General features: G+C 69.8%; 22 protein-coding genes and 1 pseudogene. 9 read left to right on the top strand and 14 right to left on the bottom strand.

The window, feature by feature from the left end; all coding sequences use genetic code 11:
• Positions 1 to 42: 42 nt before the first annotated feature.
• Positions 43 to 537, top strand: coding sequence for a DUF2231 domain-containing protein (locus tag E1218_RS21005; protein WP_132322714.1), 495 nt, complete (start codon positions 43 to 45; stop codon positions 535 to 537).
• Positions 538 to 549: 12 nt separating this feature from the next.
• Here E1218_RS21005 and rsgA read toward each other — a convergent pair whose 3' ends face one another.
• Genes rsgA through E1218_RS20985 form a run of 4 tightly spaced genes read right to left on the bottom strand, consistent with a single transcriptional unit; the run spans position 550 to position 4,249 of the window.
• A complete protein-coding gene (gene rsgA / locus E1218_RS21000) occupies positions 550 to 1,530 on the bottom strand; it encodes a ribosome small subunit-dependent GTPase A (protein ID WP_132322712.1) in 981 nt (326 codons plus the stop codon).
• Positions 1,530 to 2,798 carry a 3-phosphoshikimate 1-carboxyvinyltransferase gene (gene aroA, locus E1218_RS20995; protein WP_132322710.1) on the bottom strand — a complete coding sequence of 423 codons (1,269 nt, stop codon included), beginning with the start codon at positions 2,796 to 2,798 and terminating at the stop codon, positions 1,530 to 1,532. The genes rsgA and aroA overlap by 1 nt, the downstream gene beginning before the upstream one ends.
• 59 nt (positions 2,799 to 2,857) lie before the next feature.
• Complete coding sequence (locus tag E1218_RS20990) at positions 2,858 to 3,463, bottom strand: DoxX family protein (protein ID WP_132322708.1); 606 nt, start codon at positions 3,461 to 3,463, stop codon at positions 2,858 to 2,860.
• 60 nt (positions 3,464 to 3,523) lie between these two features.
• Positions 3,524 to 4,249, bottom strand: coding sequence for a DsbA family oxidoreductase (locus E1218_RS20985; protein ID WP_132322706.1), 726 nt, complete (start codon positions 4,247 to 4,249; stop codon positions 3,524 to 3,526).
• A 69-nt stretch (positions 4,250 to 4,318) separates the two neighbouring features.
• Between E1218_RS20985 and E1218_RS20980 the strand changes: the two genes are divergently transcribed.
• The gene (locus tag E1218_RS20980; protein WP_132322704.1) at positions 4,319 to 5,155 is read left to right on the top strand and encodes an aminoglycoside phosphotransferase family protein; all 837 of its coding nucleotides are present in this window, start codon (positions 4,319 to 4,321) and stop codon (positions 5,153 to 5,155) included.
• 37 nt (positions 5,156 to 5,192) lie between these two features.
• Here E1218_RS20980 and E1218_RS20975 read toward each other — a convergent pair whose 3' ends face one another.
• The 4 genes from E1218_RS20975 to E1218_RS20960 all read right to left on the bottom strand — a co-directional run bounded on the left by E1218_RS20975 (position 5,193) and on the right by E1218_RS20960 (position 11,092).
• The gene (locus E1218_RS20975; protein WP_132322702.1) at positions 5,193 to 6,440 is read right to left on the bottom strand and encodes an ArgE/DapE family deacylase; all 1,248 of its coding nucleotides are present in this window, start codon (positions 6,438 to 6,440) and stop codon (positions 5,193 to 5,195) included.
• A gap of 7 nt (positions 6,441 to 6,447) precedes the next feature.
• Positions 6,448 to 7,320, bottom strand: a complete 873-nt coding sequence (locus E1218_RS20970) for a phosphotransferase family protein (RefSeq protein WP_165949359.1) — start codon at positions 7,318 to 7,320, stop codon at positions 6,448 to 6,450.
• Positions 7,317 to 8,606: an aspartate--tRNA(Asn) ligase gene (gene aspS / locus E1218_RS20965; protein WP_132322698.1), complete on the bottom strand. Its 1,290-nt coding sequence runs from the start codon at positions 8,604 to 8,606 to the stop codon at positions 7,317 to 7,319. The genes E1218_RS20970 and aspS overlap by 4 nt, the downstream gene beginning before the upstream one ends.
• A gap of 248 nt (positions 8,607 to 8,854) precedes the next feature.
• Positions 8,855 to 11,092, bottom strand: coding sequence for a sigma-70 family RNA polymerase sigma factor (locus E1218_RS20960; RefSeq protein ID WP_165949358.1), 2,238 nt, complete (start codon positions 11,090 to 11,092; stop codon positions 8,855 to 8,857).
• 270 nt (positions 11,093 to 11,362) lie between these two features.
• Between E1218_RS20960 and E1218_RS20955 the strand changes: the two genes are divergently transcribed.
• From E1218_RS20955 to rsrA, 5 genes are all read left to right on the top strand, one after another.
• Entirely contained in the window at positions 11,363 to 12,175 is an 813-nt protein-coding gene (locus E1218_RS20955; protein WP_132322694.1) for a hypothetical protein, read from the top strand.
• A 132-nt stretch (positions 12,176 to 12,307) separates the two neighbouring features.
• A complete protein-coding gene (locus E1218_RS20950) occupies positions 12,308 to 13,108 on the top strand; it encodes an SOS response-associated peptidase (RefSeq protein ID WP_132322692.1) in 801 nt (266 codons plus the stop codon).
• Between the two features lie 44 nt (positions 13,109 to 13,152).
• The gene (locus E1218_RS20945; RefSeq protein ID WP_132322690.1) at positions 13,153 to 13,794 is read left to right on the top strand and encodes an alpha/beta hydrolase family protein; all 642 of its coding nucleotides are present in this window, start codon (positions 13,153 to 13,155) and stop codon (positions 13,792 to 13,794) included.
• Positions 13,795 to 13,849: 55 nt separating this feature from the next.
• Positions 13,850 to 14,524 carry a sigma-70 family RNA polymerase sigma factor gene (locus E1218_RS20940; RefSeq protein ID WP_407657624.1) on the top strand — a complete coding sequence of 225 codons (675 nt, stop codon included), beginning with the start codon at positions 13,850 to 13,852 and terminating at the stop codon, positions 14,522 to 14,524.
• Positions 14,521 to 14,799: a mycothiol system anti-sigma-R factor gene (gene rsrA, locus E1218_RS20935; protein ID WP_132322686.1), complete on the top strand. Its 279-nt coding sequence runs from the start codon at positions 14,521 to 14,523 to the stop codon at positions 14,797 to 14,799. Before E1218_RS20940 ends, rsrA begins: the two co-directional genes overlap by 4 nt.
• A gap of 13 nt (positions 14,800 to 14,812) precedes the next feature.
• On the opposite strand, the gene E1218_RS20930 is transcribed toward rsrA, so the two are convergent.
• Entirely contained in the window at positions 14,813 to 17,281 is a 2,469-nt protein-coding gene (locus tag E1218_RS20930; protein WP_132322684.1) for an ATP-binding protein, read from the bottom strand.
• Positions 17,282 to 17,597: 316 nt separating this feature from the next.
• A complete protein-coding gene (locus tag E1218_RS38225) occupies positions 17,598 to 17,672 on the bottom strand; it encodes a 50S ribosomal protein bL37 (RefSeq protein WP_369759046.1) in 75 nt (24 codons plus the stop codon).
• A 633-nt stretch (positions 17,673 to 18,305) separates the two neighbouring features.
• Here E1218_RS38225 and E1218_RS20925 point away from each other — a divergent pair.
• Positions 18,306 to 19,286, top strand: coding sequence for an HD-GYP domain-containing protein (locus E1218_RS20925; RefSeq protein ID WP_233712356.1), 981 nt, complete (start codon positions 18,306 to 18,308; stop codon positions 19,284 to 19,286).
• Positions 19,286 to 20,557 carry an HD domain-containing phosphohydrolase gene (locus E1218_RS20920; protein WP_132322682.1) on the top strand — a complete coding sequence of 424 codons (1,272 nt, stop codon included), beginning with the start codon at positions 19,286 to 19,288 and terminating at the stop codon, positions 20,555 to 20,557. The genes E1218_RS20925 and E1218_RS20920 overlap by 1 nt, the downstream gene beginning before the upstream one ends.
• On the opposite strand, the gene E1218_RS20915 is transcribed toward E1218_RS20920, so the two are convergent.
• The 4 genes and pseudogenes from E1218_RS20915 to E1218_RS20900 form a co-directional block, all read right to left on the bottom strand.
• Positions 20,519 to 21,136: a DUF5317 domain-containing protein gene (locus E1218_RS20915; RefSeq protein WP_233712355.1), complete on the bottom strand. Its 618-nt coding sequence runs from the start codon at positions 21,134 to 21,136 to the stop codon at positions 20,519 to 20,521. The genes E1218_RS20920 and E1218_RS20915 overlap by 39 nt on opposite strands.
• A gap of 118 nt (positions 21,137 to 21,254) precedes the next feature.
• Positions 21,255 to 22,910: a monocarboxylate uptake permease MctP gene (mctP, locus tag E1218_RS20910; protein ID WP_456074029.1), complete on the bottom strand. Its 1,656-nt coding sequence runs from the start codon at positions 22,908 to 22,910 to the stop codon at positions 21,255 to 21,257.
• Entirely contained in the window at positions 22,907 to 23,188 is a 282-nt protein-coding gene (locus E1218_RS20905) for a DUF3311 domain-containing protein (RefSeq protein WP_132322680.1), read from the bottom strand. Before E1218_RS20905 ends, mctP begins: the two co-directional genes overlap by 4 nt.
• 237 nt (positions 23,189 to 23,425) lie before the next feature.
• Positions 23,426 to 23,618: pseudogene (locus E1218_RS20900) on the bottom strand (DUF2785 domain-containing protein); the annotation flags it as partial.

The raw sequence follows: 23,618 nt of genomic DNA, 5'->3' as shown, positions 1-23,618 counted from the left end.
TGCAGTTAGTGTCTGACCCACACGACTGCCATGGAGGCGTCAATGTTCGAGCGCTTCGGGGACCTGCCGCTGCACGTGCTGGTGATCCACGCCGCGGTGGTTGTACTGCCGGTGGCCGCCCTGACCGCGATCGCCTTCGCCGTGCTGCCCCGCTGGCGCTGGCTGCTCCGCTGGCCGGCCCTGCTGCTCGGCGTGGGCGCGGTGGTGCTCGCGTACGTCGCGAAGGAGAGCGGAGACGCGTTCGTCGCGGCGGTGCCGACGCTGGAGCAGGCGGTGCGCGAGCACAAGGAGCGCGGTGACCTGCTGTTCTGGTTCTGCCTGATCTTCGCCGCGGTCGCGGTGGCCGCGTTCCTGCTGCTCGGCGGCCCGTCGGCGCTCGCCAGCGGAAAGGGTGCGAAGGCAACCAGGAGCAAGCCGCTGGAGCTCGTCACCAGCGCCGCCGTGGTCGTCATCGGCGTACTGGTCATCTGGCAGACGATCCGCACCGGCGACGCCGGCGCCAAGGCCGTCTGGGACGGGCAACTGCCGCCGAAGTAGTTCGGGCGCCGGTCAGGCCGAACCCTCGCGGCTGGCCAGCAGCCGGCGGAAGGAGGCGACCCGGTCGGCGTCGGCGCGGCCTTCGGCGACAGCCTCGTCGAGCGCGCAGTCGGGTGCGTCGGCGGTGTGCGTGCAGCCGCGCGGGCAGTCCCCGGCGATGTCGGCCAGGTCGGGGAAGGCGTGGATGAGCTTGTCCGAGTCGACGTGGGCCAGCCCGAACGACCGGATGCCCGGGGTGTCGATGATCCAGCCGCCGCCGGGCAGCCGCAGGACGAGCGTGCTCGTCGAGGTGTGGCGGCCACGGCCGGTCACCTCGTTGACCACGCCGATCGCCCGGTCCGCGCCCGGGATGAGCGCGTTGACCAGCGTCGACTTGCCGACACCCGAGTGCCCGACCAGCACGCTGCTGCGGTTCCGGAGTTGGTCGCGGAGCTCGCTCAGGTCGCCGTTCTGGTGGGTCGCCACCGACTCGACGCCGAGCGGGCGGTAGATCGAGAGCAGCGGGTCCGGGTCGGCGAGGTCGGTCTTGGTCAGGCAGAGCAGCGGGCGCAGGCCGGCGTCGTACGCGGCGACCAGGAAGCGGTCGATCAGGCCGGTGCGGGGTTCGGGGTTCGCGACGGCGACGACGATCACGAGTTGATCCGCGTTCGCCACCAGGGGGCGCTCGACCGGGTCGTCGTCGTCGGCCGAACGGCGCAGCAGCGTCTCCCGCGGGAGCACCTCGACGATCCGTGCGAGGGTGCCCTCGTCACCACTGGCGTCGCCGTCGAGCTTGACCTGGTCGCCGACGATCACGCCCTTGCGGCCGAGTTGCCTGGCCTTCATCGCGGTCACGACCCGGTCGCCCGGCTCCACCCAGCAGGTGTAGCGTCCGCGGTCGCGGGTGATGACGAAACCGGTGACGGCGTCGTCGTACGACGGGCGGTCCTTCGTCCGCGGCCGGGTCCGGCGCTTCGGCCGGTCGTACCGGGCCTCCTCGTCGTACCGTGACATCAGCCGGCGAGTCCGGACCAGAGCTCGGGGAACTCCGGCAGCGTCTTCGCCGTGGTCCCGATGTTCTCGATCGCCAGACCGTCGACGAGCAGCCCGACGACGGCCGCCGCGTGCGCCATCCGGTGATCGTTGTAGGTCCCGAAGCGCCCGCCACGCAGGGGTTTCGGCCGGATCTCCAGCCCGTCCGCCGTCTGCGTCACGTCCCCGCCGAGCGCGTTGAACTCCCGCTCGAGCGCGGCCAGCCGGTCGGTCTCGTGGTTGCGCAGGTGCGCGATCCCCCGCAGGTACGACGGCCCGTCCGCGAACGCGGCCACCGCGGCGATCACCGGTGAGAGCTCACCGACCTCGCCCAGATCGAGGTCGACACCCTGGACGCGGCCGGTGCCGCGCACGGTCAGACCGTCGCCGGTGCGGGTCACCTCGGCGCCGAAGCGGGTGAAGATGTCGCGCAACTGGTCACCGGGCTGGGTGGTCGTCGCGGGCCAGCCGGTCACGGTCACCTCGCCACCGGTGAGCACGGCCGCGGCCAGGAACGGCGCGGCGTTGGACAGGTCCGGCTCGATCGCGGTGTCCGTCGCCCGGATGGGGCCAGGAGCAACGACCCAGCGGTTCGGCTCGCTGTCGTCCACCTGGACGCCACGTTCGCGCAGCATCGTCACCGACATGTCCAGGTGCGGCTGCGACGGCACCGGCTTCCCGTCGTGGCGGATGTCGACGCCCTCGTCGTACCGGGCGCCGGCGAGCAGCAGCGCGGACACGAACTGGCTCGAGCCGGACGCGTCCAGGGTCACCGTGCCGCCGCGGACCGAGCCCGCGCCGGAGACGGCGTACGGCATCCGGCCGGTGCCGTGGTCGTCGATCCGTACGCCGAGCGTCCGCAGGGCGTCGAGGATGACGTTCATCGGGCGCTCGCGGGCGTACGGGTCGCCGTCGAACTCGACCACACCGTCGGCCAGCGCGGCCACCGGCGGGACGAACCGCATCACGGTGCCGGCCAGACCGCAATCGACGCTCGCCGGGCCCTTGAGCGAGCCGGGGGTGACGGTGACGGTGCCGCCGTTCTCGGTGATGCCGACGCCGAGGGAGACCAGGGCCGCCCGCATCAAGGAGGTGTCGCGCGCGGTGAGCAGGCCGGTCAGGTGGGAGGGGCCGTCCGCGATCGCGGCCAGGACGAGCGCGCGGTTGCTGATCGACTTCGATCCGGGCACCGTCACCCGGCCGGTGACCGGACCTCTCGCCCGCGGCGCCGCCCAGCCCTGCTGCTGCATGCTTGTCCCACTCCCTCGGCTCGGATTTTCTGCTCCGAGCCTAGGGCATCGGGTTCGGCTCAGGTGAGCTCAGCCTTCGCCAGGCGGGCGGCCTGCTTCGCCTCGCGGGCCAGCTGCCGAGCCTCCCGCTTGGCCGCCTTGGCGCCGCGTCCGGTCTCGCGCCGGGCCGCCTTCACCCCGCGCCTGGTCTCGCGCTTCGCCGCCCGGGCACCGTGGGTCGCCCGCCAGGCGATACCCGGCCGGCCCTCGGTGTCGACCGCCGCGAGCAGCAGCCCGCCGAGCAGGCCGAGGTTCTTCATGAACTGGACCCGCTGCGCCTGCCGGGCTTCCTTGTCCTTCACCTGCCAGAACGGGTGCCCGGCCACCGTCACCGGCACCAGCGTCGTCGCGAGCGTCGCGGCACCCAGCCGCCGGCCCTTTCCGGTCGCCAGCGCGAGGCCGCCGAGCACCTGGACGGCGCCGTTCAGGCGGACCAGGTTCACCGTCGTCTCAGGGATGCGGTCACCGACCTGCGGTGGAGCGACCCGCTTCACCAGCGGCACCAAGCGATCCGTCAGCGGCTGGGCCTTGGGCACCAGCGGCTCCGGGTTCCGGATCGAGTTCGCACCCTGCACGACGAAGATCATCGACAGCAGCGGCCTGGCCAGTGCGCGCACGACAGTCATGCCTCCTTCATACACCAACTTTCCGATGACTCCCTGTACCCACAGCTCAACCGTCCAGCCTCAGACCGGGCAGCCGTCCGGGCCGCAGGCGGCGTCACCGGTCGCACCGGGCGCGCTGATCAGGGTGACCGGCTTGCGGTCGGCGTTCGCCCGGCGCAGCGCCTCGCGGAACACTTCCACCGGCTGGGCACCGCTCACGCCGTACTTCTCGTCGATGACGAAGAACGGCACGCCGTTCGCGCCGTACGCCAGCGCCTGGGCCTGGTCCGCGGCGACGGCCTCGGCGTACGCCGTACTCGCGAGGACCTCGGCGGCACGGTCGGCCGGCAGCCCGGCCTCTTCCGCCAGAGCGGTGAGGGTGGCGTGGTCGCCGACTGGGAGGCCGTCGGTGAAGTAGGCCTTCAGCAGCCGCTCCTTGAGGCGGCCCTGGGTGTCGGCGGAAACCTGGCCGGCGTCGGCCAGGTCGCCGGCGAGGTGGAGCAGGCGGTGCGCGTCGACGGTGTTCGCGGACTTCGCGTGGTCGAGGTGGTACTCGAGGCCGAGCTCGGCGGCGATCTCGGTCACGTGCGCGTTCGCCTGCACGCCCCAGTCGCGGCCGCGGCCATACTTCTCGCCGAGCCGGGTCGGCAGGTCCCGGGGGTCGTCGTTCGTCGCGGAGGGATCCAGCTGGAAGCTGTGCCAGACGATCTCGGCCTGGTCACCGGTCTCCGCCAGCGCCTGCTCCAGGCGCCGCTTGCCGATGTAGCACCAGGGACAGACGACGTCGGACCACACATCGATTCGCATGCTCGCGAGAACCGCAGCGGATTCGGCGGCATTCCCAACCAACCCCGGGTGTGACGCGTCTGACGCGCCGTGGACGAACAACTGGTACGAGATCTTCTGCAGGAGCAGCATCCCGATCTGGCGGAGCTCGAGCTGACGCTCGTGGTCGGCGGCTGGGACAACCAGGTCTGGCGGCTCGGGAGCGAGCTGGCGGTCCGGATGCCGCGGACGGAGCGCGGGCCGGAGTTGCTGCGCAAGGAGTACCGCTGGCTGCCCGAGTTCGCGCCGCGGCTGCCGCTGCGGGTGCCGGTGCCACAGCGGCTCGGCGAGCCGACCGAGCGCTTCCCGCACTCCTGGCTCGTCACCACCTGGGTGGGCGGCGAGCCCGCCGACCTCAGGCCGATCAGCGCGGAGAAGTCCGCGGACACCCTGGCCGGGTTCCTGCGGGCACTGCACACGGATGCGCCGGCGGACGGGCCCGTCAGCCGGGACAGGGGTGTCCCGCTGAGGACTCTGGAGTTCCCGCCCGACGCGGACGCCGCCGTACGCAAGATCTGGGACGACGGTGTCGCCGCGCCGCAGTGGGACGGCCCGCCGAAATGGCTGCACGGCGACCTGCATCCCGCGAACGTCGTGGTCACGGACGACGGCGCGCTGTCGGGGGTGATCGACTTCGGTGACCTGAGCATCGGTGACCCGGCCACCGATCTGGCCGCTGCCTGGGTGCTGCTGCCCGACGGCGCGGCGGAGCGTTTCTTCGACGCCTACACGCTGGCCGACGAGGCGATGATCGCCCGCGCCCGCGCCTGGGCCGCCGGGAAGGCGCTGGCGCTGATCTCGATCGGCGAGGCGGGCGAGAAGGGCCTGCCCGGCGGCAAGCCGACCTGGCTACCGGCCGGGCAGCGCGCTCTGCAACGGCTCCTGTGAACGTCCCCGCAGCGCCTTCATCTCGGATTTCTCTCGCTCACCCGCAGCGGCGGAGGGCGAGTACGGCGTAGGTGCGGGCGGCGTGCAGGACGTCGTCGAGGCGGACGTGCTCGTCGGTGGCGTGGGCGTAGCGGACGTCGCCGGGGCCGTACTGCAGCGTGGGGATGCCGGCGGCGGCGTACTGGCGGAGGTCCGAGCCGTAGGGGGCGCCCCTGACCTCGGGCGTCGGCTCACCGGCGGCGTGCAGGGTGTCGGCGAGCAGGGGGTCGTCGTCGGGGAGCACACCGGAGGCGAAGGCGCCGCCGGGCCAGGTGACCTTGACCGGGTGGTCCCGCAGCCAGTCGTCCTTGGCACAGGCTTCGGCGATCGCTGACTCGAACGCTGCGCGGGCGGTGGCGAGCGGCTCGCCGAGGCGTACGCCGTACCTGCCCTCGGCAACCAGGACGTCGGGGACTGTGCTGGCCCAGTCGCCAGACCGGACCATGCCGACGGACAGCGGGTTCGCCAGGTCCAGGTGCGCCAGCAGCGGGTGCGGGTCGCGGTTGCGCTCGGCCTCCAGCGCCTGCAACGCGGACTGGATCACGACGAACTTGTCGATCGCGCTGACGCCGCGGGAGCGGGTCGAGCCGTGCGTCGCCAGCCCCGCGACCTCGAGGCGGAAGGTCAACGATCCCGAGTTGGCCGTGACGACGCAGCCCGCGGTCGGCTCGGCGATCAGGCAGGCCTCACCGGTGTGACCGCGCCGCAGGGTGGCGAACGCACCGGCACCGCCGTCCTCCTCGCCGATCACGGTGTGCACGGCGAGTGGCTTCCGCAGCTGGATGCCCGACGCAACGATCGCCGCGACCGCGCCGAGGATCGCGGCGACGCCGCCCTTCATGTCGCAGGTGCCGCGGCCCCACATGATCCCGTCCTCGATCCGCGCCGAGAACGGATCGTCGTCCGGCCACATCCCCAGCTCGCCCGGCGGGACGACGTCCACGTGCCCGTTGAGGATCAGTCCCGCCGTCCCGTCGCCGCCGAGGACGCCGACGCAGCCCCAGGCCTGGTCGCGGTCGACCTCCATCCCGGGGAACTCCGGGTCCGCGGTCGCCGCCGGCAGGTCGATCCGCCAGTGGTCCACGGCGAGCCCGAGCTCGGTCAGCCGCCGGGCACACCACGCCTGTACGTCGCTCTCCGCCGCGGTGCCGTCCACACTCGGAATCCGGACCAGCGCCCGCAGATCGTCGACAATCCGCTCGTCGTCCATCGCAGCCAGCACCCGCTGCTCGACCTCACTCAGCATGCGCCCATCATGCATCGAGCAGCTCCAGCAGCCGGCGGGCGCCGTCCAGCACCAACTCCTGCGAGTACGTCGACCGGTCGCGGACGAACTCCGCGATCGTGGCGTACGCCGCCGCCGCGCAGATCGCGACCACCGTCCGGCCGCCGGCCCGCAGCGCCGCCTCCAGGAACAGCTCGTCGACGCCGGCCGGCGCGCCGTCCCTGGTCGCCGAGGTCGCCAGCGAGACCAGGTCGTAGGCGCGCGATCCACCGCCGGCCGCCTCGATGTCGATGATCCCGGCGACCCGTCCATTGTCGACAATCACGTTGCCGACATTCAGATCACCGTGGACGAGGTCGTCGACCGGCAACGCGTGATCCCGGTACGGCCGGCACAGCGCGCCGTACCGCTCGAGCAGGTCGGTGGCCTCGCCGCCGTAGCCGAGGACGCGGTCCCAGACGCCGTCCCAGCCGTCGAAGACCACACCGGCGGACCAGACCGACCAGTTCGAGTCCTGGTCCGGGACGAGGTCGCGCTGCGTCTCGCTGATCCGGATCAGCTCCCGGGCCAGCGACGGCCCGATCGACGACGCGTCGGCCAGGCTGCGGCCCTCGACGTACGTTTGCAGCTGGTACGGCGACCCGGCGGCGGTCGTGCCGACGGCAAGCCACGCCGGAGTCGGGTACCCGGCAGCGCGCGCCCGCCGGACGAGCTCGGCCGCCCGGTGGACCCGCGGAGCCCAGCCCGGGTCGTCGCACCACTTGAGGACGACCCGGGGCCCGACGTCGCTGAGTTCGTACGCACTCGATTGGAAACCACCGGGCAGTTGCCGCACCAACCGGTAATCGGTGCCTAAGGCAACGTTCAGCTCGGTGACGACCGACTCGGTGGTGTCCGTCACGGCGTCAGCCGGTGCAGGTCGCGGGGGAACAGCGTGACCTCGCGCACGTTCTCCGCGCCCGTCAGCCGCGCCACGAACCGCTCCAGACCGATCGCGAATCCGCCGTGCGGCGGCATCCCGTGCTTGAACGCCTGCAGGTACGAGCTGTACGCCGGAGCGTCCGCCGACTCACCACGAGCTGCCAGCGCTGCCGCGTAGTCGCTGTAGCGATGCAGCCGCTGTCCGCCGGTCACCAGCTCCACGCCCTTGAACAGCAGGTCGAAGGAGTTCGACCAGCGAGGGTCCGACGGCTGCGGATGCGTGTAGAACGGCCGTTTCACCATCGGGTAGCCCTCGACCGCGACGAACTCGCTGCCGTGCTCGCGCAACGCCCACTCGCCGATCGCCCGCTCGTGGGCCGGCGCCAGGTCGGGCTCGTCCGGGTCCGCACCGGCGATCTTCAACGCCTCGCCGAAGTGCACCACCGGCACGTCGACGGGGATCTCCGGGAGCGTCACCCCGCGCCGCTCCAGCGCCGGCGCCGCCCGCTCACCCACCGCGGCCAGCATGCCCGCGATCGCCGACCGCAGCATCGCCAGCACGTCGCGATGGTCGGAGACGAAGCCGAACTCCGCGTCCAGCGAGACGTACTCGGCCAGGTGCCGGACGGTGTCGTGCGGCTCGGCGCGGAACACCGGGCCGACCTCGAAGACCCGCTCGAACACCCCGACCATCGTCTGCTTGTAGAACTGCGGGGACTGCGCCAGGTACGCCGGTCCGCCGAAGTAGTCCAGCGCGAACACGTTGGCTCCGGACTCGGTCGCCGTACCGACGATCTTCGGCGTGTGGATCTCGGTGAACCCCTGGCCGTCGAGCGCCGAGCGGAACCCGTGGATCGCCGCGGCGGCGATCTCCCAGCCGGCCCGGACCGCCGGGTGCCGCAGCGCGACCGGCGCGTTGTCCAGGACGACGGGCAGCCCGGCGCCGACCGCGGGCCGCCAGAGCTCGATCGGCGGCGTCACCGCCGGCTCGGTCAGCGGCTCGATCACCGGGTCGACGATCTCCGCGCCACCGGGCGCCTGCGGGTTGGCGGCGACCGTACCGGTCACCTGGACGACGGTCTCCTCACCGAACTCGTCCAGCAGTGACTGGGTCTCCGCCGTCTTCACGACGATCTGGCTGAGGCCGGACCGGTCGCGCAGGATCAGGAAACCGACGGCGGCGAGCCGTCGTCTTCGGTGCACCCAGCCGGCCACCGTGACGGTCTGGCCCACTGCTGAGGGGATCTCATGGCTGAGAATGCGCATCGCTGTTTTCACCTCCAGGTCGTTTCTCGTACCCCGGAGGTGTGGGCGAAGGGGAACTCGCGGTGCCACCACACCTTCACCGGGTCGGGTCGACCCGGCCTCTTGCCGTGCATCCGCTCAGGAGTGTCTTCGCCACCGCTCCATGTGCCGCCTCACAGCAACCGGCGACTCTCTCGAACATGGTGTACGGCGCTACTTGGTTCCGTCAGCGCGAACAGTTCCAGACTAGTGCAGGCGGCAACCCGATTTCAGCGCCGGCTGTCGGACGGGGGGATCTGGGCCGTGTCGGTGTCCTCGCGGCCGCCGACGCGGGCGTGCACGGTGATTCGGTTGGTGGTGCCGGTGCCGGGCAACCAGGCGGTCCACTCGGAGTTGAACGGCTTGCGGTAGTTGTCCGTCGAGCAGGTCGCGCGCCGGATGTCGCTCGAGCGCGAGCAGGTCCAGCCCTTGTCCAGCGCGGACAGGAACGACAGGTTCCGTCCCCAGGAGATCTCCAGCGTCACCCGGCGGTTCGCGACCCCGTTGACCTTCAGGAACCGGTTGTAGACGAACGGGTTCGGATCGGTATGCGGTGTCGGCGTCACGATCTGCAGCAGCGACTCGTCCGGCCGGATCCCCGCCAGCACCTCGGAGTCCGTGTCACTGACCAGCCCGGCCGTCGCGGAAACGGTGAACGTCCTGGCCGCCGCCGAGCCGTCCGCCGGTACCTCGAAGGAGGCCGGCAGCGGAGCCGGTCTGGCCGGGGTCAGCGCCGTACAGGTCCGGGACCTGGCCGAGCACCGCCAGCCCGCCGGGTTCGCCGCGATCGGCCACTCGAGCGACGAGCCGTAGTCGATCTTCAGCGTCACGCTCGTCCGGTCCGTGCCACGGGCAACGGTCAGGACGCGGTGGTGGACGTCGGGGTCGGCCTTGCCGGCGACGATCCTCAGCAGGCTCTCGTCGGTCCGCGGCGGGGCGGTCAGCGTCTCCGAGTCGTCGTCGTACAGCCGGCCGGTCTTCGCCGAGACGGTGAAGGTGCGGTCCGTCACCGAGCCGCCGGTCGGCGGGTCGAACGTGACCGGCAGTGGCGCGGGCGCGGCCGAGTCGGTCGCCCTACAGGTGCCGGCCGACGGGGTGCAGGTCCAGCCGCCGGGGTTGCCGCCGAGCGGCCACGTCAGGGACTTGCCGTACCTGATGCCGATGACAACGGGTTTCGCGTTGGCTGCCGGGACCTTGATCGTGATCACGAAGCGCACGCCCTGAGCCTGGGTCCCCACGGCGCGGGTGGACGGCGCACCGCCGCCCGGCGGCACGCTGATCGTCACCAGACCCTCGTCCAGGATCGGCGTGGTCGGCTCCGGCGGGGTGGGCGTCGGTGTCGTGGTGGTCGGTTGCGACGGCGTCGGCGTGGGAGTCGGCTCGGGCTCGGACGGCGCGGTCGTCGGCGCGGTCGTCGGGGCTGTCGTCGGCGCGGTGGTTGGTGGTTTCACCGTCGGTGGCTTCACCGGCGGGACGGTCGGCGGCTCGCCCGGCGGTCGGGTCGGCTGCTGCGCCGGCGGGTTGCTGATCGCCGCCGGGGGAGTCTCGTTGCCGGTGAGCGCCATCGCGGCCAGTACGGCGGCCACCGCGACGACCACGACGGCTCCGGCGCTGATCGCCGTACGCGTGCTGTTCTCCGTCGCCTTCTTCCAGCCGGTGACGAAGAAACCGACCAGACCGACCTTCGCGCCGGACGCGGCCGCCAGGTAGCCCAGGCCGGCGGTACCCAGCAGGGCCGGGGCGAGCAGCGCCGGCAGCGCGCTGTTGACCTCGACCAGCTCGAGGTAGACCGCGGTGCACTTGGCGCAGTCGTCCAGGTGCTCGCGGACGTTGCGGTTCTCCCGCTTGGTCAGGCCGCCGCGGACGTAGGCGCCCAGGCGTTCGGTGGTCCAGCGGCAGCGATCACCGGCGACGTCGGCCAGGTGCTGCTGCAGGTAGGCCTGCCGCAGACCCTCACGGGCGCGGTACGCGAGCGCGGACACCCCGTTCGCGGTCAGGCCGAGGAGCGGCGCGATCGCCGCGGGCTTCTCGCCTTCGACCTCGGTGTGCCAGAGCACGGCCTGCCAGCGCTCGGGCAGGCTGGCGAACGCCTTGGCCGCCGCGCCGCTCTCGAAGCCGGTCACGGTCGGGTCGTCGAAGGTCTCCGGCTCCCGCTCGTACGCCGCGATGTCGTCGGTCGCCTGGACCTTCCGGCCGGACCGGATCCGGTCGACGTGCACCCGGCGTACCGTCGTCAGCAGGTAGGCCCGGAAGGAGACGTCGGGACCGCCGCCGCCGCGAAGCGCGTCGAGCACCTTCGCGAACGCGTCACTGGCCAGGTCGTCGGCATCGTTGGCCGGGACCAGCTGGCGGGCCATCCGCTCGGCCGCGTGGTGGTGCCGGCCGAACAGTTCGCCGTACGCCTCCAGATCGCCGTTGCGGACACGCGCGATCAGCTCGGCGTCGCTCGGTCCTTCCGGCGTCTCCATCTGTCTCCCCGTGGGTGTCACGACTGTCCGTACAACCATGTGACGGTCCGTCACATGGTTGCCGGGAACAAGGCTCCCACGTGGGACGGGCTGAGCGCATCTCTCCGGACACGGAACCGTGCTCTTTCCTGACGAGAGCGGTGGTGCGGAGGTTACGCGAAAAAAGTTCGGCGAATCCGCGTCATGAACCTCGCCGGGCCCTGTCTCACTCCCGGAACGACGCTTCCGGCCGGCCGGTCGGGAGACTGACGGGGCTAGTCGAGGAGGGTCATGTCGCTGTTCGCGGACATCCGCCGACGGTTCGACCTGCGTTCGCACCTGCCCCTGAACCTGGCGGGGTCGCCCGCCCGGACCCGCCCGGAGGCGTCGTCCACCGAGCAACCGTGCGAGTGGAGGGACTCGCACGGCACAGCTGGCACCGACCACAGCGCCTATCTCGCGATCGCCGAGGCGCTGCAGGACGGAGCCGATGTCGTGCCTGCGAGCGACGAGGTCGGCCGGCAGTTGGCGGCCGATGGAGTCTCGTTGCTCGAGGCACTTGATGGGCTGAGTGCGCTGTACCGCTCGATCGCCGGGGGCGAGCCGGCTTTCGCCGCGGTACGCGCACTCAGTTCCAGCTGGGCCGAGGCCTCACTGATCTACCTCCACACGCTCTCCTGCGAGGACCCGCTGACCGGGCTGTCCAGCCTGGCGCACCTGCGGTCCCGGCTGGGAGAGCTCTACCGAGAGGCGGAGTTCCGTGGAACTTCCGTACCGCAGACCAACGCACTGGTGGTCGTGGAGCCGCTCAATCCGCCGGGGACCACGCCGTTCGACCGCGAGCTCCGGCTCGTCGACGTCGCGGAGTGCCTGCGGATCGTGTTCTACGGCGGTGACGTACTGGGCCGCGTCGGCTCACACCGCGCGGCGGCGCTCGTCGGCCGCGAACCGAACCTGCCGGAGCAGGTCGAGACGGCACGAACCCTGATCACGCAGTGGCGGCTGGACACCGACGTACCCCAGCTGGCCCGGATCTGGATCGAAGGACTCCCGGCCACCGACGCCATGGCCGGGCGCGTGCTCGACGAGCTGGCCAGACCGTAGGACCTGCGTCCGGACGCCGACAGGGGGGTGCCCGGACGCATCACGCAGGCGGCGGATCGCCCATCACGGGGTGGACGATCCGCCGCCGCTCGTCGGTCGCCACTGTCCGTGGGGCTGTCTAGGCTGGGTGCCATGTGCGGTCGATACGCCTCCAGCCGGGACCCTGCCGATCTCGTGGTCGAGTTCGAGATCGAGGCGGGCAACGTGCGCGAGTCCGTCCAGGAGCTCCCGGACAACTACAACGTCGCCCCGACCGACCAGGTGATCGCCGTGGTCGAGCGGACGAACCGCGAGGTGCCCGACGAGACCGTGCGCAAGCTGACGACGGTCAAGTGGGGGCTGGTGCCGTCGTGGGCGAAGGACACCTCGATCGGGAACCGGCTGATCAACGCGCGGATGGAGACGGTCGCGGAGAAGCCCGCGTTCAAGAAGGCGTTCGCCACCCGGCGCTGCATCCTGCCCGCCGACGGGTACTACGAGTGGTACAAGTCCGAGCAGAAGGTGAACGGCAAACCGGTCAAGCAGCCGTACTTCATCCGCCCGGCCGACGGCGGCGTACTGGCGATGGCCGGGCTGTACGAGATCTGGCGGGACAAGACCGTCGAGGACCCGGACTCCGACGAGGCCTGGCTGTGGACCTGCACGGTGCTCACCACCACGGCCACCGACGACCTCGGCCGGATCCACGACCGGATGCCGCTGCTGGTCGAGCGCGAGCGGTACGACGCCTGGCTCGACCCGCTCAGCTCCGACCCCGACGACCTGCTCGACCTGCTGGTCCCGGCCGCGCCCGGCCGGCTCGAGGCGTACGCCGTGTCCAAGGCGGTCAGCTCGGTGAAGAACAACGGGCCGCACCTGATCGAGCCGCTGCCGCCCGACGGTGCCGACCCGGTCGACAAGCCCGAGGAGCCGGAAGAGACCACTCTCTTCTGACCCGCGCCGTTTCTTCGCCCGTCTTTCCGCGTCCTGATGACAGGATGGGGCGGGTGACCGACGAACGGATTGTGGGGACGCCGCACGGGGACGCCCGGATCGTGGCGCATCGGGCCCGGCGGCCGGTGGCGACGCTGGCGCTCGGTCATGGCGCCGGGGGCGGGATCGAGTCGGGCGACCTGGCCGCGCTGGCCTCCCGGCTGCCGAAGCAGGACATCAATGTGTTCCTGATCGAGCAGCCCTGGCGCCACGCCGGCCGGAAGCTCGCGCCCGGGCCGAAGATCCTCGACGAGGCCTGGATCGCGATCATCGGCCAGCTCCGGATCCGCACCCCGCTGGTGATCGGCGGGCGCAGCGCCGGGGCCCGGGTGGCCTGCCGGACCGCGAGCGGGCTCGGGGCGTCCGGCGTACTGGCGCTGGCCTTTCCGCTGCACGCGCCCGGGAAGCCGGAGAAGTCGCGGGTGGACGAGCTGCAGGGGGCCGGGCTGCCGACGCTGGTGGTCCAGGGGGAGCGGGACCCGTTCGGGACGCCCGAGGAATTCCCTCCGCTCACCGAGATGGCCGTCGTACCGGAGGCGGAGCACTCGTTCAAGGTGCCGAAGCGGGCGGAGCTCAGCCAGCAGGAGGCGTACGACGTCCTGGTCGAAGCCGTGTTCGAGTGGGTCAGCCGCGAGGTGTCCGGATAGTGGACGGTCGCTGACGGGGAATGCCCCCGCGTCCGGGCGTGTTGTGCACAGCATGATGGCGACGAGACAGGCACCGGAGAGGACCACCGGGAAGACCCCGGTATTCTCGATAACGATGCCGACTCCCACCACCACCGAGACACCCGAGCAGCGGACCGCGCGCTTCGAGCGCGAGGCGCTGCCCTTCCTCGACCAGATGTACGCCGCGGCGATGCGGATGACCCGTAATCCGTCGGACGCCGAAGACCTGGTCCAGGACACCTTCGCTAAGGCGTACAGCTCGTTCCACCAGTTCACGCCGGGCACCAACCTGAAGGCGTGGCTGTACCGGATCCTGACGAACACGTTCATCAACGGATACCGCAAGCGGCAGCGCCAGCCGACGCAGTCGCCGACCGAGGAGATCGAGGACTGGCAGCTCACCGCCGCCGAGTCGCACACTCCCGGCGGGCTGAAGTCGGCCGAGGCCGTCGCCCTCGAGCACCTGCCCGACTCCGACGTCAAGGGAGCCCTGCAGGCCATCCCGGAGGACTTCCGGCTGGCCGTCTACCTGGCCGACGTCGAGGGCTTTGCCTACAAGGAGATCGCCGACATCATGGGGACGCCGGTCGGCACCGTGATGTCGCGGTTGCACCGTGGCCGCCGCCAGCTGCGTGACCTGCTGGGCGACTACGCGCGCGACCGGGGCCTGATCCCGTCCGACGAGACCGGAACCGAGGAGGAGTCGTGAGCTGCGGCGAGCACCACGACGTCGACTGCAGCGAGATCCTGCAGCGTGTCTACGTCTTCATCGACAACGAACTCGAGGACGCCAGCACCGAAGAGATCCGGCAGCACCTGGAAGAGTGCGCCCCCTGCCTGGACGAGTACGACTTGGAACGCTGCGTCAAGAAACTGGTTCACCGCTCCTGCGGCTCCGACCACGCCCCGGACGCCCTCCGCCAGAAAATCCTCCTCCGCCTGACCCGGATCCAGGTAGAAACCAGTATCACCACCACCGACTGAAGGCTGTCCGGCGTCAGATCGAGTGCGTTGTGAAGCTATACGTGTACAAGTCGCCGCGCTGCAATAACGCCAACAGTTCGTTGGCGTAGGTTGCGTGGAGCGGTGAAACGGCGGCGAGTACTGCGGCCGCGGCCGTGGCGTTCGCAGTCGCCGTGGAACGATCACCCATCGCGGCGTTGATTCGAGCCATCTCGAGCAGCAGGCGGCCTTCCCGAATCGTGTTCTTCACCCGCCGGGCGAAGGCCAGGGCGCCCTCGGCATGTCGCAGGGCGGTTTCGTAATCTCCCTGTGCCGCCCACCCCAACGTGAGAATCTGGTGGGATTCAATGACTCCGAGGCCGTTGCCCGCCTGCTCCGCGATCGCGAGGCTGCGCTGGGCATACTCCACGGCGTCGCGATAACGCCCGACCAGCAGGTGTGAAAAGGCTACGTTGATGTGCTTCTTGTAGATCAGACGAGTGTCATCGGAGGTCTCAGCGAGGGCGATGCCGCGCTGGAAGGCCTCATCCGCGCGAGTGTGGTCTCCGGCTCGGTTGTAGAGCCCGCCGACCGCGGCGTAGGAGACGCCCTCGAGGGTCGGGTCGCCGAGTTCCTGGCTGAGCCGCAGTGCTTCGTTGCCGAATTCCAGGGCCTCCTCGATCCGGCCGTGATGTCCGAGAACATAGGTCAGCGAGGAGCAGCAGCGAGCCAGGCCGATCGTGTCGCTTTGAACGCGGAACATCTCCAGCGCCTTGAACAGGTGTGTGACGGCCGACTCCAGATCGCCGTTCTCGACCTCGGGGATCGCGCTGTCGTGCTCGAGCCAGGCTGCCATCGACGGCTGCCCGAACCGCACCGCGAGCTCGACGACTCCACGACCGACCTCACGCATCTCGGCCCAGCGACCGCGCGGCTCGTGGTAGCCGAACAGCGCGAGGGCGAGCTCCGGGAACAGCATGGATCCCGCCAGCGTCGTCCCGGCCGCCTGAGCGAAGCGGTCCATCAGGTTGCGTTGCTCGTCGTCGAACCAGTGCAGGGCCGAGTCGACATCGCCAAGCGCCGGGAACGGCTCGATCTGAATCGTGGCGAGCGCCAGGCGGGGGCTCGTGTCGTGGATCAGTGCATGGCAGCGCCAGGCGCAGCCGATGTAGAAGCGCAGGATGCGCTCCAGGCCGGCGTCGCGTTCGGCCGCGGTGAGGGACTGGTCGGCGAGCTCCCGGCCGTAGGTGCGGATGAGGTCGTGGAAGCGATAGCGCTCGGGGGCGACGCAATCCATCAGGTTGAGATCGACGAGGCGTTCCAGGATGGCGTCGGCCCGCTGGACCGGGACATCGAGCAGGTGGGCGGCAACGACGGTCAGCAGGTTCGATCCGTCGGGGACACTGAGCATCGGCACTGCCCGGGCGGCTTCGCGGTCGAGGCCGCGGTTGCTGGTCTCCAGGAAGTGCACGGAGCTGGCGATGCTCGCCCGCACGCCGGTTTCGTCCGAACCTAGGCCATCAAGTCGCCGGCCCTCGTCCTGGAGCAGGTCGACCAAATACCGGATCGGCCACGTCGGCCGGGCAGCCAGCCGGGCACCGGTCAGACGGACCGCCAGCGGCAGCCGGCCGGTCAGCAGGGTGAGGCTGTCGGCCGCATCCGGCTCGGCCCCGATCCGCTCCGCTCCGACGACGCCCGACAGCATCTCGACCGCCTCTGAGCCCGACAACGCATCGAGCCTCATCTGCCGAGCACCAGGAAGCGTCGCCATCGATTCTCGGCTGGTGATGATCGCGGCCGACCCCGGACTGCCCGGCAGCAACGGCAGGACATGCGGTACGTCGGTCGCGTTGTCGAGCACCACGAGCACGCGCCGACCGGCCAGCTGTGATCGAAGCAGAGCAGCGGCTTCCTCGACACCCTCGGGGACCAGCCTCAGGTCCACCCGGAGCGAACGAAGCAACTGACCTAGCGCGTCGGCGGTGGTCATCGGCAGGCCGGGACCGTACCCGCGAAGGTTGAGATACAGGTGACCGTCCGGGTAGCTGTCCACCAGTTTGTGCGCGGCCTGAATTGCCAGCGCGGTCTTGCCGATACCGCCCATTCCGCTCACCGCGACGAGGCCGACCGTGTCGCTGCGCGGGTTGGCGGGAACCCGGAGCGCCGAGAGGATCGCCTCGATCTGTGCGGCACGGCCGGTGAAGTCCGCGATGGCCGGCGGCAGTTGCCACGGTATCGGCAGGGAATCGGCTTCGGCCGCCGGTCTGGGCTCGGGAGCGGTGGTTCGAGCCGTGCGGCGTTTGCTCCGGGCAGCGGCCGTGAACGTCGCAGCCTCCTCGGCATTCAGACCGAGGACAGCGGTCAAGGCCCGGACCGTTTCGTTACGGGGACGGCGTCGAGTGCCGCGCTCGAGGACGCTGATCGCTTGCTCGCTCAGCCCCGCCTTGTCGGCGAGGGCAGCCTGGGTGAGGCCGGCCCGGGTCCGGTACCTGCGCAGCAGTTCGCTCAGGCTCTCGGTCGCCATGTCACCCACCTCCCTCACAGATCGCGTCCCGTCCGGCTACGCATGGTGCCGGATATCGGAGCTAACTCTAAGAGGCGAGCCGACTGCGCGCTGGCGTTATCCACAGCCAGGACTGGACCGGTTGGGTGGCGGCCTGTGGAGTATGCCAACTCACATCGGACGGAAGGCCCAACGATCGTTTGAAGATTGCATTCGGTATTCGTCTGCGAACGCTCCGAATGCAAGGTCCGTGGAAATCGAGGTCTGCACCGACCTGTGACCAAATTGCAAGAACCCCGGCTTTGGCCGGGGTCCTCGCTGTCTGTAATTGCCTGGGTCAGGCGTTGGGGCGCTTACCGTGGTTTGCGCCCTTCTTCTTGCGTGCGCGGCGCTTGCGGCCGGTCTTGCCCATTCCTAAGCCTCCTTGAAACAACTGCAAAGAGTGACAGTCTCTCATACCATCTACCGCACTTCATGTCGTGCGGCGGGTCACGGTCTGGCCTACAGTGTTTCGCGGCGTGCCTGACGAAGCAAAATCATGTCGAGTCAGCGATGTGCTGTCTGCCCCCCTGTTCCCAGCCGTTCGGCGCGGAACAAGACTGCGACCGCTGAGCGGAGGTGACCGCGGTGTTTGGTAGTGACGGTTGGGAGTGGTGACGGTTAGAGTTCACGCGTGAACAGCCGCTGGCCGCTCCGTCTGACGGTGGCGATCAGCACCGCTGTCGCCGCGCTGGTTCTCGTCGTCGCGTTGTTGCACACACGGCTGGACGTCCCGATTGTGGCGCTCGGTCTGCTGCTGTTGATCGGAGTCCTGCTCCGGTCCAAGGTCGGACCAGTCCGCGCGGCCCTCGACCACGTGGTCTGTATCGCCCTTCTGTTGTTGTCCGGACCGGCGGCGACCGTTGTTGTCGCAGTTCTTCTCCCGCTGACCCAGGACCGGCGCCTGCCGGTCATGCGGCGGGTCTTCAACGGTGCTCAGGCCGTCCTGTGTGCCGCTGCGGCCGGCTTCGTTTTCGTCTCCACCGGCGGTGAGCGCGGTGACGCCGTGCTGGACGCGCCCGGACAGGCGACCGTTTCCGGCTTCGCCGCGATCGTGACCTGGCTGGCGGTGAACGCCTCGCTGATGTGCCTCGTGCTCTGGCTCGACCGCGGCAGCACCTCGCCGCTCACGTTCCTGCGCAAGGTGGCCGCCCCCACCGTCATCCCGATGACGGGTTACGGCCTGCTCGGCCTGCTGCTGGCCGTGGTCTGGATCGGTGGCCTCGGCATCGGCGCGGTGTTCCTGGTCGTTGTCCCATTGGTGGTCGCGCGCTGGGCCCTGTCGCTGTACGAAGCCGAGCGCAACGCGCAGGCGGCAACGATGCGTGCCTTCATCCAGGTCATCGAGACCAAAGATCTGTACACCCGCGGTCACTCAGAGCGCGTCAGCGAAGGCGTGGGCATGCTCGGCCGTCGTCTGCAGCTCAGCGAGGACCGTCAGCTCGCCCTGGAGCATGCCGGACTGCTCCACGACGTAGGAAAGGTCGGCGTGCCGACGAGCATCATCCGGAAGCCCGGCAGACTCGACGACGCGGAGATGGACGCGATCCGGTTGCACCCCGCCCGAGGCGTCGAACTGATCGGCAACATCCCGTTCCTGGAAGAGGTCAAGTCCGCTGTCCTACACCATCACGAGAAGTACGACGGAACCGGATACCCGGCCGGCTTGAGCGGAGAGAACATCCCCTACTTCGCCCGGATCATCGGCATCGTCGATGCCTTCGACTGCTTGACCTCGACCCGCTCTTATCGTCCGGCGCGGGGCGTCGAGGAGACGCTCGACATCCTTCTGCAGGATCGCTACACACATTTTGATCCGAATCTCGTGGACGCGTTCGTGGCCGTGATCCGTGCCGAGGGTTGGGGCGCCGCGGCGGCCGAGCAGCTTGCTCCGGACAGCAGCATCGCTGCCAGCATCGATCACGACGACCTCAGTCTGGGGAGCGGTGGTGGCGCCACCGGCTCCGCGGCTGGGCCGGAACTGTGATGACCGGTCAGGAGCCGGCTCTGGGCAGGCTCGACAGTGGCGTCGTGATCACGTTGGCCGGTGCGGCCGTCGGCGTGACCGCGATGATTCTGACGGTGCGGAACGGGCTCACCGAATGGCAGTACGCGCTGACCTTCGGACTGTTGGTGGCCGTCGGCGAGATGGTGCAGTTCCGCGTGGACCGGAGCCGGAACCGGGCGCCGATCGCGACGAGTGCAGCACTGGGTTACGTACTGTTGCGTCCGCCGGAAGTCGCGGTTCCGCCGGAGATCGCACAGGCGGTCGCTGTCACCGGAGTCGCAACGCTGGTAGGGGTTCTGCCCCGCGTGATCGCGGGGCTGCGCTGGGATCTGGTGGTGTCCAGCCGGCGCGTCGTCTCTGTTGCGTGTGCTGCGGCGGTATTCTCCGCCGTCACACCGCCGGGCCTGTACTGGAGCGGCACGTGGCAGGACGCGGTCGCGTTGACCGGCGCGATGCTGCTCGCCGTGCTGACGGCCGCGGTCGTCGATGCTTTCGTCGGAGCCGGTCAGACGACGGAGAGGTACAACCAGCCGTTTCCCGCCGCGCTGCGCGACGAACTGGTGATCGCCGTTCGCATCGGTCTGGCAATGGGCCTCAGCGGCGTCCTCCTCGCCGCAAGTACGTCGTTGATCGGTCTGTGGGCGATGCCGCTGGTGGTGGTGCCGTTGCTCCTGACGCAGTTCGCGTTCAGGCGGTTTGCTTCGGCGCAGCGGACGTATCGGACGACGGTGCGGTCGATGGCTCGGAGTACGGAGATTGCGGGGTTCAGTAGTCCGGGGCAGAACGCGCGGACGGCTCAGCTGGCGGTTGCTCTGGGCCACGACCTGGGGTTGACGCCGTCGCGGATGGAGGCGTTGGAGTACGCGGCTTTGTTGTCGGGGGTCGGGCAGTTGGCGTTGGCGGATCCCAGTCCGGGTGGGGCGAGCCTGTTGCGGACGCGGGAGGAGCGGCGCCGGGCGGCGGAGATCGGGGCCTCGGTGATCGAGCGGTCGGGGGTGCTGGATCATGTGGCCGAGATCGTGCGGCACTCGAACGATCCGTACCGGCAGGGGCGGGCGAACAACGCGGACATCCCGTTGGAGAGCGGGATCGTGAACGTCGCGTTGGCGTACGAGCAGTTGGTCGGCGAGGGGACCGGGCAGTCGCCGGCGAAGGCGATGGAGTCCATCGGGCTGGGGATCGGTGCCGAGTACGACCCGGTCGTGGTCGAGTCACTCAGAAGGGTGATCGGCCGGGGCTTCCGGTTCTAGCCGGAGGATCGCCGGTGCGTCGGCACACGGCGAAAGGTCGTCCCACACCGGCGCGGTCTGCGCCGGGATCCGGTGCGATCCGCCCATTCCGGCGTACAGCAGGAGTCCGGCGCCGGCGGCGATCAGCACGTCGCCCGGGCTGACCGCCTGGCCGAGTCCCGGCAGGGCCACGGGTACGACATCGCCGAGCCACGGCAGCGTGGTCGAGACGTCGGCCGGTTCGTGGCGCGGGGAGTTCATCAAGGGGCCGACACCCGCGCGGGCCAAGGCGCCGGCGGACACCGGCATCGCGCCGTTCAGCGCGACCACGAGCGCGTTGCAGAAGAAGCCCAGGGCAAGCAAACCGACACCGGAGTGGGCCAGGTTCTGGCGGAGGAAGACCGCGATGCAGACCGCGGAGCCGATCAGGCCGACCGGGTACGCCGTTCCGCCGATCACCGAACCGAGGAGCTGGCCGATGGCCGCGGCGGCCATCCAGTGCACGCCGGTCAGCGAGTTGTCGGCCAGCCCAGTGAAGCGTCCACCGGTCGCCCAGGCCGCGGCGGCGGCGAGCAGCATGACGAGGAGGACCAGCAACACCCTCGCGATTCTGCCGCGCCGGCCGCGGAATCCCGGGCAAGCTGTCCCGCAGCGTGTCGACACAACAGCACAGAGTGACGGCGGCCCCTCCCGTCCGGAAGGGGCCGCCGGCAACGAACTACGACTTCGCCGGCGAGGGACCGCCCTCGTCGAGCAGCTCCGGCAGGTCCTTCACCCCCGGGTCGCCCTGGTCGGCGCGGTAGTCCGACGCGTGCGTGCTGTCCACGCCCTCCGGCAGCTTCAGCGCCCGGAACACCAGCGTCAGTACGACGACCACGATCACGTTGAGCGCGAACGCGGTCAGCGCGATGTACGCCTGGGTATCGGTGAACGGGATGTTCGCCAGCGAGCCGCCGAAGTGCTTGCCGGTCGCCGGATTGATCACGTTGTAGGCCTCGAGCGTGCCGAACAACATCGCCGTCGCCCAGCCGGCCAGCAGGGCCCACCGGTGGAACCACCGGGTGTACAGGCCGACCACGATCGCCGGGAAGGTCTGCAGGATCCAGATCCCGCCGAGCAGCTGGAAGTTCAGCGCGAGCGTCTTGTCCAGCGTCAGCACGAACGCCAGCGCGCCGAGTTTCACCAGCAGCGACGCGATCTTGGAGACCTTGGCCTCCTGGGCCGGGGTCGCGTCGCGTTTGATGAAGTCGCGGTAGATGTTGCGGGTGAACAGGTTCGCGGCCGCGATCGACATGATCGCCGCCGGGACCAGCGCCCCGACCGCGATCGCCGCGAACGCGATCCCGGCGAACCAGGACGGGAACTCCTGGTCGAACAGCCGCGGGATCGCCAGCTGCGGGTTCGGGATCCCGTCCAGGCCGCGCACGTCCACGTTGGCCTTGATCGCCATGAAGCCGAGCAGCGCGAGCAGGCCGAGCAGCAGCGAGTACGCCGGCAGGATCGCGGCGTTCCGCCGGACGATGTTGCGGTTCTTGGTGGACAGCACCGCGGTCACCGAGTGCGGGTACATGAACAGCGCCATCGCCGACCCGAGCGCCAGCGTCCAGTACGCCGAGTAGCCGGACTCACCCGGGACGAACGCGCCGACCGGCCTGCCGGTGTTCGGGTTCGTGGCGGTCAGTTTGGCCTCCGCCGCGTCGAAGATGGAGCCCCAGCCTCCCAGCACGTCCGGCAGGTAGAAGATCGCGACCGCGATCACCAGGTAGATCAGGCCGTCCTTGACGAACGCGATCATCGCCGGCGCGCGCAGGCCCGAGGAGTACGTGTACGCCGCCAGCACCGCGAACGCGATCAGCAGCGGCAGGTCCTTGGCCAGCAGGTTGTCGCCGCCGAGACCCATCGTCTCGAACACGGCCTGCATGCCGACCAGCTGCAAGGCGATGTACGGCATCGTGGCGAGGATGCCGGTCAACGCGACCGCCAGCGACAACGCCTTGCTGCCGTACCGGCCGCCGACGAAGTCCGCCGGGGTCACGTAGCCGTTGCGGTGCGAGACCGACCACAGCCGGGACATGAAGATGAAGATGATCGGATAGACCACGATCGTGTACGGCACCGCGAAGAAGCCGCTGATCGCACCGGTGGCGTACATCGCGGCCGGTACGGCGATGAACGTGTACGCCGTGTAGAGGTCGCCGCCGAGCAGGAACCAGGTGATGAAGGTGCCGAAGCCGCGGCCGCCCAGACCCCACTCGTCCAGGTTGTCCAGAGTGCCGGAACTGCGCCAGCGGGCCGCCATGAAGCCCATCACGGTGACGGCCCCGAAGATCAGGGTGACGATGATGAGCTGTACCCAGTCGACGCTGTGGTTCACTGGTCGCCCTCCTTCGCCGGGCCCGCCTTGTCGGGGTCACCGAGTCCTTCGGCCGCTCGCCGCTTGCGCTCCTCGGTGATCACCAGCTTGTAGCAGATGCTGACCAGGATCGCGGAGAGGAAGACCCACAGGAGCTGGTACCAGTAGAAGAACGGGAAACCCCACAGCCGGGGTTCGTCCTTGGCGTAGGTGGACACCAGGAGCGGTACGACGACCGCGATCGCCAGCAGGACGCCGGAGATCCAGTACGCGGGTTTGACCGCGGACAATCGGGACACTGCAAACCTCCTCGGGACACAGGCGCAACGGAGCACGCTACCGTTCGACTGGACACCGGACCAGATCTGCAGGGTGGTTGATTTGGATAACGAACGGGCGTGGCTGGTTCGGCGCGTCGTGCTGTCCGTGCTGTCCGTGCTGTCCGTGCTGTTCCTCGTGATCGTTGCCGGAGGCCCAGGTTCGGCCCGAACTGCCGAAGTGTGGCAGCACTCACGTCGTCGCGACCGCGTTCGTACCTAGGACTGGGTAGCGGCCGGGCGGTAGATGTAGGGCTGTGAGGCCTGCACTGCCTCGGTAAGCATCAGCAGCATGTCGGCCCGGGCCTCGATCGGCCGGCCGAACAGCTCGTCGTCACCCGGGATCGGGAAGCCCTTCACCCCGATCGCCAGCTGGCTCAGCAGAACGTGCAGGACTCCGCGGGCATTGAAC

Source organism: Kribbella turkmenica, assembly GCF_004348725.1.
Classification (GTDB): Bacteria; Actinomycetota; Actinomycetes; order Propionibacteriales; family Kribbellaceae; genus Kribbella; species Kribbella turkmenica.
The sequence above is the reverse complement of the archived record's forward strand: the minus strand, read 5'-3'. Positions and strand labels throughout refer to the sequence as shown.

Excerpts from the sequence above, each read along its gene's own strand:
- E1218_RS21005 (WP_132322714.1), top strand. The coding sequence starts at position 43 with ATGTTCGAGCGCTTCGGGGACCTGCCGCTGCACGTGCTGGTGATCCAC.
- rsgA (WP_132322712.1), bottom strand. The coding sequence starts at position 1,530 with ATGTCACGGTACGACGAGGAGGCCCGGTACGACCGGCCGAAGCGCCGG.
- aroA (WP_132322710.1), bottom strand. The coding sequence starts at position 2,798 with ATGCAGCAGCAGGGCTGGGCGGCGCCGCGGGCGAGAGGTCCGGTCACC.
- E1218_RS20990 (WP_132322708.1), bottom strand. The coding sequence starts at position 3,463 with ATGACTGTCGTGCGCGCACTGGCCAGGCCGCTGCTGTCGATGATCTTC.
- E1218_RS20985 (WP_132322706.1), bottom strand. The coding sequence starts at position 4,249 with ATGCGAATCGATGTGTGGTCCGACGTCGTCTGTCCCTGGTGCTACATC.
- E1218_RS20975 (WP_132322702.1), bottom strand. The coding sequence starts at position 6,440 with ATGCTGAGTGAGGTCGAGCAGCGGGTGCTGGCTGCGATGGACGACGAG.
- aspS (WP_132322698.1), bottom strand. The coding sequence starts at position 8,606 with ATGCGCATTCTCAGCCATGAGATCCCCTCAGCAGTGGGCCAGACCGTC.
- E1218_RS20960 (WP_165949358.1), bottom strand. The coding sequence starts at position 11,092 with ATGGAGACGCCGGAAGGACCGAGCGACGCCGAGCTGATCGCGCGTGTC.
- E1218_RS20955 (WP_132322694.1), top strand. The coding sequence starts at position 11,363 with ATGTCGCTGTTCGCGGACATCCGCCGACGGTTCGACCTGCGTTCGCAC.
- E1218_RS20950 (WP_132322692.1), top strand. The coding sequence starts at position 12,308 with ATGTGCGGTCGATACGCCTCCAGCCGGGACCCTGCCGATCTCGTGGTC.
- E1218_RS20945 (WP_132322690.1), top strand. The coding sequence starts at position 13,153 with ATGGGGCGGGTGACCGACGAACGGATTGTGGGGACGCCGCACGGGGAC.
- E1218_RS20940 (WP_407657624.1), top strand. The coding sequence starts at position 13,850 with ATGGCGACGAGACAGGCACCGGAGAGGACCACCGGGAAGACCCCGGTA.
- E1218_RS20930 (WP_132322684.1), bottom strand. The coding sequence starts at position 17,281 with ATGGCGACCGAGAGCCTGAGCGAACTGCTGCGCAGGTACCGGACCCGG.
- E1218_RS20920 (WP_132322682.1), top strand. The coding sequence starts at position 19,286 with ATGACCGGTCAGGAGCCGGCTCTGGGCAGGCTCGACAGTGGCGTCGTG.